This is a genomic window from Clostridium sp. X, from assembly GCF_055755365.1.
Genome location: NZ_CM146912.1, coordinates 1,543,182 through 1,560,393, shown reverse-complemented (window position 1 = coordinate 1,560,393; position 17,212 = coordinate 1,543,182). Strand labels below are relative to the sequence as shown.

At 29.6% G+C, this 17,212-nt stretch carries 16 protein-coding genes; 6 read left to right on the top strand and 10 right to left on the bottom strand.

The window, feature by feature from the left end:
• Positions 1–115: 115 nt before the first annotated feature.
• From ACX0KU_RS07945 to ACX0KU_RS07930, 4 genes are read left to right on the top strand one after another with little or no spacing between them, the layout of a single operon-like run.
• Positions 116–487 carry a VOC family protein gene (locus ACX0KU_RS07945; protein ID WP_472989255.1) on the top strand — a complete coding sequence of 124 codons (372 nt, stop codon included), beginning with the start codon at positions 116–118 and terminating at the stop codon, positions 485–487.
• 29 nt (positions 488–516) lie between these two features.
• Positions 517–1,248: an MBL fold metallo-hydrolase gene (locus tag ACX0KU_RS07940; protein WP_472989253.1), complete on the top strand. Its 732-nt coding sequence runs from the start codon at positions 517–519 to the stop codon at positions 1,246–1,248.
• The gene (locus tag ACX0KU_RS07935) at positions 1,242–1,793 is read left to right on the top strand and encodes a GNAT family N-acetyltransferase (RefSeq protein ID WP_472989251.1); all 552 of its coding nucleotides are present in this window, start codon (positions 1,242–1,244) and stop codon (positions 1,791–1,793) included. Before ACX0KU_RS07940 ends, ACX0KU_RS07935 begins: the two co-directional genes overlap by 7 nt.
• Before the next feature lie 59 nt (positions 1,794–1,852).
• On the top strand, positions 1,853–2,746 hold the full coding sequence (locus ACX0KU_RS07930) for a DUF2156 domain-containing protein (protein ID WP_472989249.1): 894 nt from the start codon (positions 1,853–1,855) through the stop codon (positions 2,744–2,746).
• A 42-nt stretch (positions 2,747–2,788) separates the two neighbouring features.
• On the opposite strand, the gene splB is transcribed toward ACX0KU_RS07930, so the two are convergent.
• On the bottom strand, positions 2,789–3,811 hold the full coding sequence (gene splB / locus ACX0KU_RS07925) for a spore photoproduct lyase (RefSeq protein WP_472989248.1): 1,023 nt from the start codon (positions 3,809–3,811) through the stop codon (positions 2,789–2,791).
• A gap of 214 nt (positions 3,812–4,025) precedes the next feature.
• On the opposite strand from splB, the gene ACX0KU_RS07920 reads away from it, so the two are divergent.
• A complete protein-coding gene (locus tag ACX0KU_RS07920; protein WP_472989246.1) occupies positions 4,026–4,286 on the top strand; it encodes a thioredoxin family protein in 261 nt (86 codons plus the stop codon).
• 49 nt (positions 4,287–4,335) lie between these two features.
• Here ACX0KU_RS07920 and ppnP read toward each other — a convergent pair whose 3' ends face one another.
• Entirely contained in the window at positions 4,336–4,653 is a 318-nt protein-coding gene (gene ppnP, locus ACX0KU_RS07915) for a pyrimidine/purine nucleoside phosphorylase (protein WP_472989245.1), read from the bottom strand.
• Between the two features lie 402 nt (positions 4,654–5,055).
• On the opposite strand from ppnP, the gene ACX0KU_RS07910 reads away from it, so the two are divergent.
• Positions 5,056–6,617, top strand: a protein-coding gene (locus ACX0KU_RS07910) for an IS3 family transposase (protein WP_472989708.1) whose coding sequence is annotated in 2 segments (ribosomal slippage) — positions 5,056–5,692 and positions 5,692–6,617 — 1,563 coding nt in all. Because the reading frame shifts where the segments join, the coding sequence is not laid out codon by codon here.
• A gap of 11 nt (positions 6,618–6,628) precedes the next feature.
• On the opposite strand, the gene ACX0KU_RS07905 is transcribed toward ACX0KU_RS07910, so the two are convergent.
• The 8 genes from ACX0KU_RS07905 to ACX0KU_RS07870 form a co-directional block, all read right to left on the bottom strand.
• A complete protein-coding gene (locus tag ACX0KU_RS07905; protein WP_472992372.1) occupies positions 6,629–7,567 on the bottom strand; it encodes a GerAB/ArcD/ProY family transporter in 939 nt (312 codons plus the stop codon).
• Between the two features lie 233 nt (positions 7,568–7,800).
• Positions 7,801–8,943, bottom strand: a complete 1,143-nt coding sequence (locus ACX0KU_RS07900) for a Ger(x)C family spore germination protein (RefSeq protein WP_472992371.1) — start codon at positions 8,941–8,943, stop codon at positions 7,801–7,803.
• Between the two features lie 4 nt (positions 8,944–8,947).
• Positions 8,948–10,432 carry a spore germination protein gene (locus ACX0KU_RS07895; RefSeq protein ID WP_472992369.1) on the bottom strand — a complete coding sequence of 495 codons (1,485 nt, stop codon included), beginning with the start codon at positions 10,430–10,432 and terminating at the stop codon, positions 8,948–8,950.
• 283 nt (positions 10,433–10,715) lie between these two features.
• A complete protein-coding gene (htpG, locus tag ACX0KU_RS07890; protein WP_472992368.1) occupies positions 10,716–12,596 on the bottom strand; it encodes a molecular chaperone HtpG in 1,881 nt (626 codons plus the stop codon).
• 132 nt (positions 12,597–12,728) lie between these two features.
• Positions 12,729–13,658, bottom strand: a complete 930-nt coding sequence (locus ACX0KU_RS07885) for an MBL fold metallo-hydrolase (RefSeq protein WP_472992367.1) — start codon at positions 13,656–13,658, stop codon at positions 12,729–12,731.
• Between the two features lie 27 nt (positions 13,659–13,685).
• Complete coding sequence (locus tag ACX0KU_RS07880; RefSeq protein WP_472992366.1) at positions 13,686–14,741, bottom strand: Gfo/Idh/MocA family oxidoreductase; 1,056 nt, start codon at positions 14,739–14,741, stop codon at positions 13,686–13,688.
• 228 nt (positions 14,742–14,969) lie between these two features.
• Entirely contained in the window at positions 14,970–15,194 is a 225-nt protein-coding gene (locus ACX0KU_RS07875; protein ID WP_472992365.1) for a MoaD/ThiS family protein, read from the bottom strand.
• A gap of 71 nt (positions 15,195–15,265) precedes the next feature.
• Positions 15,266–17,128 (bottom strand): aldehyde ferredoxin oxidoreductase family protein, encoded by a 1,863-nt coding sequence (locus ACX0KU_RS07870; protein WP_472992364.1) that lies wholly within the window; start codon positions 17,126–17,128, stop codon positions 15,266–15,268.
• Positions 17,129–17,212: the final 84 nt, after the last annotated feature.

Sequence of the window (17,212 nt, the reverse complement as noted above, 5' to 3'; positions counted from 1 at the left end):
TACTACTATTATTTATTTTAAAGTTATATAATAGTTATTAAGTAGTTATTACTATTTTAATAAAATTATTTTGAACGTATTTAATTATCTTTAAATTTAAGGAGTGTGTTAATAAGTGAGATTTACTTTTAATCACAATAATATTAATGTTTTAGACCTTGAGAAAAGTATTGAATTTTATAAAGAGGCCCTAGATTTTCAGGAAGCTAAGAGATATAATCATCCAAATGGAGATTTTATTTTAGTATACTTAAAAGATGGTGTTACATATTATAATCTTGAACTTACATGGTTAAGAGATAGACATGAACCTTATAATTTAGGCGATAATGAAATTCACTTAGCTTTGACTGTTGATGACTTTGATGCAGCTTATGAACACCATAAGAGCATGGGATGTATATGTTATGAAAATAAAGAAATGGGAATTTATTTTATAGCTGACCCTGATGGATATTGGATTGAGATTCTCCCAAATCATAAATAATATTTTTTTATTAAGAAAGGAGTCTTTATATGGATAAAGTAAAAATTCATTATTTATACCATGATGGATTTATTGTAGAAACAGCTTCGCACATTCTTATATTTGACCACTATAATAATACTAATGATAATACTAATGTTAGTGGTGTTAAAGCAGGGATAATTTCTGAGGATATATTTAAAACTGAGAAATCTATATATGTATTTGTATCTCACACTCACGAAGATCATTTTAACCCAATTATATTTGAATGGAAAAACATAAATTCTAAAATTGAATATATTTTAAGTAGCGATATAAAAATTAAACCTAATTATCCTAAGCACAGTATAATTTCTGAAGGAGATACTTTAAAGTTCGAAAGTCTATCTATTGATGCTTATGGTTCTACAGATGCAGGAGTCTCTTTCCTTGTAAATGTAGATGGAATAACTCTATTTCATGCTGGTGACTTAAATTGGTGGCATTGGTATGATGAAAGTGATGAAGACAATCTCGCTATGGCAAAAGCTTTTAAATCTCAAATAGATAAACTTAAGGAGAAAAATATAGATATAGCTTTCTTTCCAGTAGATCCTAGACTTAAAGAGCATTATTATTTAGGTGGAGAATACTTTATAAAAAATTTGTCGCCTAGTCTATTTATTCCGATGCACTTTTGGGATTTATCTCAAATTACACAAAGCTTTGCTGAAAAACTAAAAGATAGTAATACTAAGATAGTAGTTATTAATGACAGAGGACAAGAAATATTATGTTAATAAATAGATTGCTTGTTGGAGAAAAAATCCGGTTATCTTCTTTTAAGGAAGAATATCTACCTACCTTTGAAGCCTGGTATAATGATACAGGCTTTCTTAGATTATACGATGTTATAACCGCATTCCCTAAATCCCAACTGCAATTACAGGAAATGTTATTGGATACACAAAACTCAAGCGATAAATATATATTCGCTGTGAAAACTATAGAAGAGAATAAATTTATAGGAGTTACTGGTTTTGAAAATATATTATGGAACAATGGTACAGCAGTCGTATACATAGGTATAGGAGATAATACTTTTAAAGGTCAAGGTATCGGTAAAGAAGCTTTAGCTCTTACTTTGGAATTTGGCTTTCAAGAATTAAATCTTCACAGAATTCAACTTACTGTTCTATCATATAATAAACCTGCTATAGCACTTTATGAGAAGTTAGGTTTCAAAAAAGAAGGCGTCTATAGACAATTTATTCATAGGGATGGTAAGAGATATGATATGTACCTTTATGGAATTTTACGCCATGAATGGTGTAATAATTTATAAAAAAGCTTTTTCAATTCTAGTACTAAACTATGAGAATTATATCTACAAGGAGAGTGTTTATGCTGACATTTAATCCATTAACTATTAAAGATAAACATATCCTGGATAAGTACTTACAAGATTATAAGTTTAATACTAGCGAATATTCTTTTACTAATTTACTTATCTGGAGAAAGGCCTGCGATATCCAATATGCTATATATGAAGGTGTACTTATAATTAAAAAGAGAGATTTTAAGAAAAACTATCACTTCATGCAACCTATTGGATACACTAAAGAAAACCTAAGAGAACTAATTGAAAAATTAGAGGAGTATAAAGAACAAAATAATATGGAATATCTTTTTAAAGATGTTGAAAGTTTATTTCTAGAAGATCTTAAAGATATTTATGGAGATACACCTTATATTGAAAAAGATATAGATAACTTCGATTATATCTATTCAAAAGATAAACTAATAAGTTTATCTGGTAAAAAACTTCATGGAAAAAAAAATCATTATAACTATTTCATAAAAAATTATAACTATACTGTAAAGGATTTTTCTGAACCTGGAGTAGTTGAAGATTGTATTGCTCTAGCTGAAATATGGTATAATGAAAACTATACTAACGATATTTATTTATCCTATGAATTAGAAGGCATTATTGAAACTATAAATCATTCCGATGAATTAAATTTAAAAGGTATGGCAGTTTATGTAGATGATATAATCTCATCATTTACAATTGGTGAGCGTGTAAATGATGAGATGGCTATAGTTTATTTTGAAAAAGGAAGAAAAGACATTAATGGAATATATGCCTTCACAAATAGGACCTTTGTTGAAAGATATCTAAGTGAGGTACCATACATTAATAGAGAACAGGACTTAGGTATTGAAGGACTAAGAAAAGCGAAGCGCTCCTATCAACCTATAAAACTTGAAGAAAAATATTGTGTAACTTTATAAAAAATACCCATGGGATTAAAATCCATGGGTATTTTAAATTAATTATATTATATATTTTATATCTTTATTTTTAAATTTATTATTTAATTCTTCAGTAAAGAAATCCTTCATCTCTTGTAATTGTTCTTTTGTGTATACATATTTACCATATCCAAACTGGCCATATTTAAATTTCCTCTCTTCATCCTTCATAGGTAATGTAGTTTGAGGGAATATTTGTACTATAGTATTTTTAGCTTTAGTTGTATATCTATGAGAGATTATTTCAAATCCGATTGACTCTTCTATCTCTTTCGGAAGAGTATTATATAACATATCTAAAAGGTCTTTATATTCTTCCCTCCAATTTTCATACATGAATACCGGTGCAATTATGAATCCTATTGGATATCCATCTTTTGCAAGCTTTGCAGCAGCATCTATACGCAACTTTGCTGATGCAGTAGAATGCTCATATTCTTTTATTATTCTATCTGTATTTAAACTAAATCTAATTTCTGTATTTCCATTATGTTTAATATTTAATAAGCTATCAACATCATTATATTTAGTAACAAACCTAAATCTAGCAAGCTTCTGATTCCCAAAGTATTCTATGCACTTTTTCAGTACATTAGTATAGGGTTCTACTGGAACTGGATCAGAAGTGGCAGCTCCCTCAAATATAGTTATATCTGGACTTCTTTCTGTTATATGTTTTTCAGCTTGATTTAATATTTCATCTACATTCACATGAACTTTTACAAAAGGTTTATCCCCTAATTGAGTGTTTAGATAGCAATATTCACATTGTCCCATACATCCACTTACTAAGGGTAATTGATAATGAGCTGATGGTTTACAGCTTTGAAATTTCAAGCTTTTTTTAATACCAACAACTAAAGTATTTTTGCCAGATCTATACTTTTCATATATATTTTCTCCTGGTATACATGAATTAATCTTATTTGATGATAACTCTATGATTTCTATACTACTATCAGCTTTAAACTTATCATAAAGTTCTCTTCCTAACTCATAGTTTAATGATACTTTTTCAAATATAACTCTTTGGGGAATGAACATAATATATCTCCTTATTTTCTTTATTATTATTTTATAATTTATCATTAATAAAGAAAATATACTTATAAATATAAGAGTATTATATATGTAGGTGATTAATATATAATATAATAACTAAAAATATCTTCATATCATATTTAAAATACTTAATGAAGATGTATACTATTAATATAGTAAGTTTCTTTAATAATTCTATACTTAGGCGGTGGTATTAATGAAAGATATAACTATGCTTATAACCAACTGGTGCCCTCATTGTAAAAAAGCAATCAACTGGATAGATGAGATAAAAAAAGAACATCCAGAGTACAGGGATGTTAAGGTAGATATAATAGACGAGGAGAAAAAACCTGACATTGCAAAACAATATGACTACTATTATGTCCCTACTTACTTTGTCGGTAACAATAAAATCTATGAAGGCGCTACTACTAAAGAAATTATTTTTAAAGCATTTGAAGAAGCCTCTAAATAGGCTTCTTCAAATGCTTTAATTTTATCCTAATTGAATAATTTAAGTCAATTTAATTTTCTATATATGAACAACAATAATCCACAATTTCTTTTACAATTAATTTGAAGCTAGAATTAGATGGTACTTCAAAGGCATCTCCTGATTTATATGTTTTCCATTCTTCACTACCTTCTAACTTTACATCTACATCACCTGCAATAATCTCCATTAGCTCCTTACTTCCTGTACCAAACTCATACTCCCCTTGAAGCATAATTCCTAGTGTTTTCTTTTCACCATCTTTAAATATAACTGTTCTACTAGTTACTTTTCCATCAAAGTAAATATTCGCTTTCTTAACTACCGATACATTTTCAAATATGTCCATAATCATATCTCCTCTAAGTATATAAAATAATAGTATAATTATACTTATATATTGAATATTATTCAATAAAATATTAGTGAATATATTATTCCTACTTTTGTTTCTAATCTTTATTAAAAACTAAGCTTCTCAATAGTGCTTCATCTTCCTGTAGTACCCACTTTTTTTCTTACTTTTAGTTTTATTAATACAAACAATACAAAAGGCAATACCACTTGAAAAATTGGAGCATATACTGGCCATATATTACTAAGGAAATATTTAACCTCCATAGAATTTAGATAGAATACATATCCTAAATTCACAAATAAAAAAACCACCATTGTAGATATTATGATATGCTCCCCTTAAAGTAGACAGATTAAAAAATAAAAATCTGTTACCAGAAAGGGGAGCATTTTTATGTCCAAAAGAACTAAATACTCAGCCGAAGAAAAGTATGAAATCCTGAAAGAGTATGAGGATGGAGTTAGAACGATATTAGAAATTACTTCTATATATAAAATTAATAGAAGTACTTTAGAAGATTGGAGATATAACTTCGAAAAATATGGTATAGATGGATTGAGAGAAATGATAACTTGGAAGAGGTATTCAAAGGAGCTAAAGGAACAGGCTGTAAAAGATTACCTTTCAGGTAAATACTCACAAAGAGAAGTGGCAAAGAAGTATGAAATATCAAATAAAAGTGTATTGTTAAAATGGGTAGACAAGTATAATAGTCATAGAGAAATAACGGCAACCACGAAAGGAATGAGTCAATCTATGATAAAAGGAAGGTCTACTTCTTGGAAGGAAAGAATTGAAATTGTATTATACTGTATTGCTCACAATAACGACTATCAACACACAGCTGAAACCTACAATGTTTCCTACCAACAAATATACCAGTGGGTAAAAAAATATGAACTAGGTAGAGAGGATGCATTAAAAGACCGACGAGGTCGTAAAAGAACTGAAGAGGAACTAACACCTGAAGATAGAGTAAATTTTGAAATGAAGAGACTAAAAGCAGAAAATGAGCGCTTAAGAGCAGAAAATGCATTCTTAAAAAAATTAGAGGAGCTAGAAAGGGGGCGATTTTAAGCCGTCTACGACAAGAAAATAGCTATAATGCGATTTTACAACTTCATAAAAAAGATAAATTTTCGATATCCTTATTGTGTGAAATAGCAATGATTCCACGATCCTCATATTACAAATGGCTAAATCGCCAAGAATCTGTTGCAGAATCCGAGAATGAAATGTTGATATCAAAGATTATAGAACTTTACGAGGAAGTCAATGGCATTTATGGTTATCGAAGAATAACTATGAATTTGAACCGAAGGTTGGGGAAGCTGTATAATCATAAACGCATCTATCGACTTATGAGACTTTCAGGTCTACAGTCTGTGATTCGAAGGAAAAGGAAACGTTATATAAAATCTACACCTCAACATGTAGCAGAAAACATACTTAATCGAGAGTTTATAGCAGATAGACCAAACGAGAAGTGGGTTACTGATGTTACTGAATTTAAGTATGGAAATTCTAAAAAGGCATACTTAAGTGCTATATTGGATCTTTATGATAAGAGTATTGTTGCCTATGTACTTGGACATTCCAACAACAATAATCTTGTATTCAAGACCCTTGATTTAGCTTTGGAGGCTTCACAAGGTGCAAGTCCAATGATTCATAGCGATCGTGGTTTTCAATATACCTCCATTGGATTCAAACAAAGATTGAATACAGCAGGAATGACACAAAGCATGTCACGAGTAGGTAGATGTATCGACAATGGTCCTATGGAAGCATTTTGGGGTATCCTCAAGTGTGAAAAATACTACTTGCACAAATATTATACATATGAGGATCTATCTAATGCAGTTGATGAATATATCAGTTTCTACAATACCAAAAGATTACAAGAAAAATTAAACGGCCTTAGCCCAATGGAGTTTAGGGCTTTAGCCGCTTAAATTGATTTTTATTATTTCCACTGTCTACTTGACAGGGTGCAGTTCATTATTCTATAGTCTTTTATATTAAATATATATCCTATCCCCCTAACTGTAGCTATTAAAAATATAGAAATTTTTACAAATATAGTGTATACAAAAGTTAGCAATGTAACCATTTCTACTCTTTCAAAAAATTCACCTACTTTTAGTCTTCTTAATGCTAGATAAGTAGGTAAATATGCATTATAATAATTCTTTTCTCCTATTACAAGAATTGTTGTAAGTACAATAATAAATAGGATACTTACTCCCCAAAATACTCCCTTCAACAGAACCCATTTAAATTTATATATATCTTCTAAACCATCAAATACCATAATAAAAATAAAACTTTGAGTTATAGGAAAAGATAGAGTTTCCTTTACACCGCTAATAACAGGTCTTATTCCTTCATACATAATAGGAAATATATAATTTCTTTTCATTTCAGGTATAAAAAATGGTATAGGAATTAGTAATATAACTACTATCATCGGCAATACAATAATACACCATCTCCCAAGCACATTCATTCCAAAATATACGGAAAATACACTAAGTAATCCTAAACAGATCATATTAACGACCATAGGAGTTTCTTGAGGTCCAACAAGATATATAAATTCTCCCAAAGTTCTAATCATTACCGCCATTGATATAAAGGCATGAAATGTAAATAATATGATAAAAACTTTTCCTATAAATTTCCCTAATACTATTTCACATATTTTAAAAATATTCTTTCCTGGAAATTTTTCTAATATTGTAGAATAAATTAACGCTATTGGAATAAATAGTATATACGATACTATCATAGCTATCCACACATCTGCTCTAGCGCTACGCCCTGGATTAAATACAACTGAAGTTCCTAAGATAAATATTAATACTATTACAGTTCCTTGCTTACTTGTAATCTTGTTTTTCATATAATTCACCTATCTTCACTTTAATAGCTTAATTGAATTTTCTAATACTTTAAAAAAGTTTCTAGGTATAATATTAAAATAGATCAAATTACTAACTATTATTAGTAGGAAATAAAGAAATATATAGATATATATTTCTTTATTTCCTATTCCCTTCTTATACCAAATTATTATTTCAATTATTCCAAATATAAAATAAAATATTACAATAGGAAATATCAAATTATATCCTCCTACTCTATAATATTAGTATATAGCGCACTTCCTTTAAAATTAACCTCTACATTTATATTTACATTTATATTAGGAAATACCTTATCCCAATTATACTCCTCTTTTTTCCATACACTTGGGTACTTTATTTTTGTCAATTGTCCAAATCCTAATAAGTCACTGTTTAGGTCTCCTTGAATTTTTGATAAAAGTTCTCTGGATTTACCTTTTATATTTTCCTCTAAGCTCTCTTTTATACATTTTCTAATATCTTCATCCATAAAATTCAATTTATAATTCATAACTTCTGCAATAAAAACATCTGCTATAATATATATATTCATAGTAATCTTTCCATCTTCATATATAGGTTTTATTTTCGCCTTACTTTTCTCTATTTCATAACTTATTTTTGAAGTTTCATCCTTCGAAACTTCATCTACTCTGATTCCTCCTCTCTCGTTATTAGATAACAGTCTATATGTTTGAACTTCTTCTCCTGTTAAAGTTCCTATCATCTTTTTTCCTTTAAAAACTGCACTTTCTAAGTCAACAACTTCACTTTTTTCAGAAATATTTTCACATGATATAATAGGTAATATAAGCTCTTTTCCATCAATAAGCATAAAATCAAGTACTTCATACATTTTTGATGGATATACTTTTGAAAATCTATCTGAATGAGTCATAATATCTAATATACGAAAAGATATAGGTTCATTTATGAATTTATTCTCTTTAAATATATCCATTGCTTTATCTTTAGTTACTATAACCATTGCCTCTGCTCTTACTTCAATGTCTCTATAAAGAAAATCTAGTACAGAAATAATATCCTCCTCTGCTATTTCCTTATTAATTATAACTAATTTTATATTAGCCCAGTAAAGAAATCTACCATTCTTAACTATTAATTTTCTTATAGCATCAAATATAGTCTTACCTGTTGTCTGTAGTACAACTGTATTTATTTCTTTTGTACCTCCTATAGTTTCCGAAGTTTTTAATATCTCCGTTGTAAGCATATATTCTTCATTATTAATTTTATCAATTGCAGCTCCAACAACAATTGGTGAATCATTAATTTCTCTATATCCCCAGCATCCTGATAACCACACAACATTTGTCATTAAGAGAAAAGTGCATAATATTTTCTTTAACATATATCTACACCTTCCTCTTATTTTTAAATTTTGCTCTAATTATATCTTTAGATAACAAACTAGGTCTTCTATTCATGTATGGCCAAGGCTTTCTTAAAATTAAATCATTTTGGTTATTTATATCAAGATAGCTACTATATTCCATATAATTTACTCCAAAAGACTTAATAGAAACCAAATACATAGATATTCCTATAAGACCAAAAGTATATCCAAACAATCTAAGACTGCTAGTTAAGGCTAATAAAATAATTCTCAATATAATTGTGGTAGTAATTAAACTTGGATTAAGAAATCCAGAAATGCCTGTCAAAGCAACAACTATTACCATAGGCGCACTTACAAGTCTAGCATTCACTGCTGATTCTCCTAATACTAATGCACCTACTATACTAACAGCCTGACCAATCTGTTTTGGAATTCTTGCTCCAGCTTCTCTTAATATTTCAAAAGTAAATAACATTAATACGGCTTCAAAAACAGTAGGAATTGGTACTCCTGCCCTAGCTTGAGCTATACTAATATAAAGACTTGTAGGCAGTATTTCTTGATGAAAATTTACAACACCTACATATAAGGCTGGAACACTAATTGATAACCAAAAGCCTATTATTCTCAATATCCTATTTAAACTAGAAATTGCATAACTATTATAATAATCTTCGCTAACTTGAAAATGTTCTATAAATAAATATGGCAAAGTTAAAACAAAGGAGTTATTATCACATATAATTGCCACTCTGCCTTCTAGCAATTTAGATGCAACATTATCTGGTTTTTCTGTATTTCCAATGGTTGGAAAAATAGAAAGTTGGTTGTCTCGTATTATTTCTTCTATATACGAAGATTCTAAAACACCATCTATTGATATATTCTTAACTCTATGCTTTACTTCTTCTACTATTTTCTCCGGTGCTAAATCCTCTATATAAGTAATACATACCTTTGTCTTTGTTCTAGAACCTATCGTTAAAAATTCAAATCTCAAATTATTATTATTAATCATCTTTTTCAAAAGTGTAGTATTTGTAATAATGGATTCAGTAAATCCCTCTCTAGATCCTCTTAATACATTTTCTGAAGATGGTTCAGATATCTCTCTTTCATTTATTTCTCTTGTTTCTAATATTAGAGCTTCATCACTATCTTCAATAAATAATATAGTCTGACCCCTATTAATAGCTTCTGATACTTGATCTATTAATCTTGTTTTTTCAACTTTACTAGTCTGAATTATGCTAAACCCTATGTAATCTGTAACATCTTCTTTTAGTAAATATCTATTTATTGAAGATAATGCTAATGGCTTTATAATATTTTCATTAATAGTTTTTATGTCTACCATTCCATCTGAATAAATAATACAATATCTTTGTGTAGTACTTTTATCCCATATATCTCTAAAGATTATAGTGTCATTTTTGCAAAATACTTCTTTCATTATATTAATATTTTTCTTTAAGCTGAAGTTTACTTTTAATTTATCCATAAAGTTATCCTCTGCATTTTTTATTATAATATTATGTTTTACATAAACTTACTCTATTATGTATATTATAAATAACACTCTAAAAAATGTATTAAGCTCCTCATTATTCTTATTCATGCTTTCTACTAAAATATAAGTTCTAAAACTTCATCACACATTGCAATATTTCCTGATATCATAATAAAAAAATAGAAATTTATTATTTACTAAAAGAATACTAACTGTTTAGATAATTATTTTAAAAAGCCACCTTCAAGTAAAGTATCTTGAAAGTGGCTTTTATCTATACCATTATCTTACATATGTTATTTGTAAATTCTACTGGATCATTAATTGGAAGTCCTTCAATAAGAAGTGCTTGATTATATAATAAAGTTGTATACAGGTTTAATTTTTCTTTATCTTTTTCATAAGCTTCTTTTAATGTTTTAAATACATCATGATTTATGTTTATTTCTAAAACTTTATCTGCTTTTATATTACCACTATCAGGTATAGCACTTAATATTTTTTCCATTTCAATTGAAAGTTCTCCATCTGTTGATAGGCATACTGGATGATTTTTAAGTCTCTTTGATGCTCTAACATCTTTAACTTTATCTGATAAAATGTTCTTCATATTTTCAAATAATTCTTTGTTAGCTGCATCTTGCTCCGTAGATGATTCTTTATTTTCATCTGCTTCTATACCTAAGTCAGCACTTGATATAGATTTGAATTCTTTTTCCTTATATGTCATTAACATTCTTATAGCAAACTCATCTACATCATCAGTAAAGTATAATATTTCATATCCTTTATCTAAAACAACCTCTGTTTGTGGAAGTTTTTCAATTCTTTCATTTGATTCCCCTGTAGCATAGTAAATATATTTTTGCTCTTCAGGCATTCTAGAAATATATTCTGCTAAAGTAACCATCTTATTTTCTTTTGATGAATAGAACATTAATAAATCTTGTAGAACATCTTTATTACTTCCAAAATCGCTATAAACTCCATATTTTAATTGTCTACCGAAGGCTTTATAGAATTCTTCATATTTATCTCTATCATTTTTTAATAAGTTCTCTAATTCACTTTTAATTTTGCTTTTTATATTCTTAGCTATAAGCTTAAGCTGTCTATCATGCTGTAAAATTTCTCTAGATATATTAAGTGATAAATCTTCCGAATCTACTATACCTTTTACAAAACTGAAGTAGTCCGGTAATAAATCTGAACACTTATTCATGATTAGAACACCACTTGAATATAGCTCTAAACCTTTTTCATATTCTTTAGTGTAAAAATCATATGGAGTTTGCTCTGGAATAAATAAAATAGAATTATAGCTTACAGCACCATCAACACTAATATGAATATGTTTTAATGGTTTATCAAAACCATAGTGCTTTTCAGAATAAAACTTTTCATAATCTTCTTGAGTAAGTTCATTTTTATTCTTTCTCCATATAGGTACCATACTATTTACAGTTTGTTCTTCTGTATACTCTTCGTATTCACTTTCACTGCCTTCTTTGAGTCTACTCTTAGTTATATTCATTTTTATTGGATATCTAATAAAATCAGAGTATTTTTTAACAATATTTTTTAGTCTGTGTTCTTGTAAATATTCATCAAAATTTTCATCTTCTGTGTTTTCTTTTATTTTTAATATAATATCTGTACCAATTGAGTCCTTCTGACAAGATTCAATAGTATAACCCTCTACCCCTTTTGATTCCCATTTGTATGCTTCCTCACTACCAAAAGCTTTACTTATAACAGTAACAGTCTCTGCTACCATGAATGCAGAATAAAATCCTACACCAAATTGTCCAATTATATCATATCCATCTTTTAATTCATTTTCTTTTTTAAATTTTAAAGACCCACTTTTTGCTATAACTCCAAGATTATTATCAAGGTCTTCTTGTGTCATTCCAATACCAGTATCAGAAATCGTAAGTGTTCTATTTTTCTTGTCAGGTACTATTCTGATATAATAATTATCTTTATCAAAGTTTAAAGAATCATCTGTTAATGCTTTGTAGTAAATTTTATCTATTGCATCACTTGCATTAGAAATGAGCTCTCTTAAAAAAATCTCCCTATGAGTATAAATTGAGTTAATCATAAGATCTAGTAATCTTTTAGACTCTGCTTGAAATTGTTTTGTTTCCAATTAAATCTCTCCTTCCAAAATAAAAACTATGTATTCTTTGTTAGCACTCTCACGTACCGAGTGCTAAACCCTAATTTTTATATAACATATTTTTTTTACCATGTCAATATATTTTTCCCACATATTCAATTATTATGGATATGTTGATAGCCTTTGCTCATTATCAATAACTACTTTTTTATATTTAATAAATCCATCTTCTATACTTAAGTCAATTAACCCTTCTTCGCTTAAGTATTCAACATAAGACCTTATGATTCTTTCTATTTCATTATGTTTATCTATACTATTTACTGGAATACCAAATTTCTCAACTACAGTTTTTGTGATGGTTTCCATTGTCATAGAATCTCCTATAGCTTCATATACCCTTAAGGCAATATCTTTATAAAAATCTATATTATCAGTTACAAGCTTTGTAATATCGTCATATATACCCTTGTGTGCTACTACATACTTGCTACATTTTAAATCTAAAAGCTTTTCTTTGCTTTTTAGATCCTCGCTAAGTATATATACATATGGCATTTTAGCCTCCTCTATAACCTCATAGCTTATTAGAGCATCTGCTAGATAAGCAACATCATCTGGGGTCATAATGCATATATGCTCTGGAGTATGTCCTGGGGTAAAAAGAATTTTAAATTCAATATCACATATATGTATACTATCTTGATTATCCCAAATCATAATATCCGTTTCGCAGACCATGTGACCAAATCGCTCTATTACATCAGTTAATGCATGATTTCTAAAATAAATCTTTAAATTTACCGTAGAGTTAGAAATAAGAGCCTCATAAGCTGGCATAGCAATTATACAATTGTATTTGTTTTTTAAATATGCATTATTTCCTGAATGATCTATATGAGCATGACTACATATTATAGCAACAACCTTTAGATTACTTTTGTCCAATAACTGGTCTATACCTTTTTGCTCCCTTTTAGCCCATCCTGAGTCTAGCATAATAATCTCTTCCTCATTAACTTTGTAAAAAGGTATGTATGTCATTCCAGTATCAATACAAAATGTATTTCCCTTAACTTTTTTTATTTCCATCTAACATTATCTCCTAGTTTTTTAAATTTAAAACGTAATCCATCGTCTTTCTTTATTACTTTGTTCTGCTAATTCAATAATCTTTATAGTATTTCTTGCCTGCTGAGGCTTTACAATAAGTGCCTCTTTATCCAAAATAGCCTCATACACATTCCTATAAAACTCTCTGTAATCACCTATCTCACTTTCTACTCTACCTACTATATGTATACCCTCTACTTCAGTATTAATTTTACCCCATAATCTTTCTGGCTCTTCCCCCCATCTTTCTATGTGTTGAGGAAAGATTCCTCCTTTTAGGGCTTCTTCTTGAACATCAAGACCATATTTAATAAAAGAACCTTTTGTTCCATGTATTGCAAAACGTGGTCCAGGTTCTCTTACAAGCATTCCTGCTTTAAGAGTTACTTTAAGCTTTGAGTACTTAAGTATTAACTTAAAATTATCAACTGCTTCACCATTAGTTTTTTGAATTTCAAGATGAGAAAATACTTCTTCTGGGAGTCCAAATAAACATTGTGCTTGATCAATTAGATGAGATCCTAGATCATATAAGATTCCTGAACCAAGAACATTTTTCTCTCTCCAATTGTTTTTAAATTCAGTCCTAAATCTATCATAATTAGCTTCGTAATCTACAATTTCTCCAAGTATATTACCTCTAACGAGCTTTTCAACTGTTTTAAAGTCGCTATCCCATCTTCTGTTGTGGTGGACAGTTAGCAGCTTATCTTTGAACTTTGCAAGCTCAATGAGCTTATCCGCTTCTTCAGAAGTTACTGTAAATGGTTTTTCCACCACAACATTTTTGCCTCTTTCTAATGCCTTTTGAGTTAACTCATAGTGAAAGTTATTTGGTGTTGCAATAACAATGAGCTCTACACTTGGATCATCTATTATTTCATCAACTCCAGCAACTATTTCAACGTTCTCATAATTTTCTTTTAAATGCTTAATATTTTCAGGCTTAGTTTCGTAAACTTTATACAGATTTAGACCAGAAACACTATCTATTATAGGTGCATGAAAGACTCTACCTGCCATCCCATACCCAATTAAACCAACACGAATCTCTTGTTTCACAGAAATCTCTCCCTTTAAAAGTTAATCTTCCCATTATGAATCATTATTGCTACATTTATTACCTTTATATTATATCAGTATTTAACATCTTTAACATATTAAACTTACTTAAATCTGATTTATACTATAAATCCAATGTACGATAGTTGAGTTAAAAACAACAAAAAAAGACGCCAACAAGAAGTTTACGTCTCCTTTTAAAATTCTTGTATATCCTATATAAAGTCTTCAGCCGCCTCCTACTGGTGGAAATAAGGCTACTACATCTCCATCTTTTACTTCTCTGTCTAAAGAACCATCAATTCCATTAATAAGTCCAATAGAAATCTCCTCTGGTTTTATTCCAATTTCCTTCACTATATCTTCTAATGTACTTGCTTCTTTAAATTCAACATCTTGACTTTTCCATCTTCCATCTCTAAAATAAGCAAAAAGTCTTACTTCTACTTTCATTTGTAGTCCTCCTTTCTCCTCAATATGAGAAAGAATGAACCTTCTTTTAAAAGTTCATTCTCCCAATAAAATTATATCTCTTGATTTGATGCTGCCTCATTCTTTGCAATATATTCTTCAACAATTCCTGCATATTCTTCAAGACCAAGTTTTGTTAAAGTTTCCTTTGTAGGAATTCCGTTTTTATCCCAGCCTCTTGCTTCATAATATTTTGGAAGCAATTCACTTAATTCATGAACATGCCCTACTGAAGGTCCTTCTGGTATAGGTGATTCTAACAATCTATCTGGAAGAGTATCCTGTGTGCTATCTATTCCAGCTCTTAAGTTAAATATCTTCTCTAGATTCCAAATTCTCTCTCCTGCTTGAAGCAACGTTTCTACATTATAAACTTCTCCACATACTGTATTATACATATCTACATAGTCTTGTGCACCTAATCCAAATGTAGTGAATAAACATATTCCCATAGAATCAATTACAGCTGTTAAATCGTGAAACACCTTTGTATATGCTGGTTTTCCTTCAAGGGCTAAACGATCTAATTTCTCAGGATATCCTAATATTTCTGGATTAATCATATATCCTTTTATATGACATCCTCCTCTATTATTTGTTGCATAATTAATACCATGTCCCTTTACTCCTCTTGGGTCATATGCTGGAAGTTCTTGCTTTTTAACAGTCATAGCGTATTCAATATGTCCATAACTTTCACATAATCTATATGAACCATCTGCTAACTTATCTCCGAATCCTTCTCTTAATCCCATCTTTCTAGTCCATTCAATTATAGCCTTTGCATCTCCCCAATTTAGAGATACCCCATCTGCTGCTAGTTCTTCATCCTTAATAATGCCCTTTTCATATAATTCCATAGCTGCCGCAATAGTAGCTCCAGCTGAAATAGTATCTAATCCATACTCATTACAAAGCATATTAGCTACATTTATAGAACTTAAATCATAGTTATCACAGTCAGAACCAAATGCCCATAGTGTTTCATATTCTGGTCCTCCACATTCTGTACCGTCCTCCATTTTAACCCATCTTCCACAGGCAATTGGACATCTGTGACAAGCACTTTTTCTAACAAGAGTCTGCTCTGTCATAGCTTCTCCACTAATCTTATCAGCCTCTTTTGTGTAAGCCTTTTGGAAGTTACGAACTGGGTGAATTCCACTTTCATTTATGATATTAACTAATACTGCTGTTCCATATGTTGGGAGACCATTTCCTGCAACTGGGTCATCTCTTAGGATTTTTGTTTTTGCAAGTCCTACTGCTTGAGCTTCTTTGTCATCTGGTAATTGAACTTTACCGCTTCCTTTTACTGAAATAGCTTTTACATTTTTAGAACCTAAAACCGCACCTACTCCTCCACGACCTGCTGCTCTATCTACATCATTCATAACCGCTGCCATAAGCGATAGTTTTTCTCCTGCTGGTCCAATACAAAGTACTTTTGCTTTATCATGAACTTCTTGGAGAGTTTTTGTTGTTTCTGAAACAACTTTTCCCCATAATCCTTTTGCATCTTTTATCTCTACATCTTCATCTGTAATATTTATATATACAGGACTTTCAGATTTTCCCTCAAGGATTATCATATCGTATCCTGTTTTCTTCAACTCTGCTCCCCAATGTCCACCAGAATTAGAAATTCCTATTGTACCTGTTAGAGGTGCTTTTGTAATAACCATATATCTTCCACTAGTTGGCATTGGTGCTGCTGTTATTGGTCCTGTTGCTATAATAAATTTATTATCAGGGCTTAGTGCATCTACTTTAGGATCTATTTCATCTATAAGTGTCTTAACCCCTAATCCTCTAGCCCCAATATATTTTTGAGCTACTGCTAAATCTAGAGGTTCTACTTTAATACTTCCTTCACTTAGATTAATTCTTAGTACTTTCCCATTGTATCCAAACATTATAATACCCCTCCCTTATATATCTTGTCTTTCTAAAATACTATAGCAATTCTCATACCAATACACAGTTCATATTTTCATTAA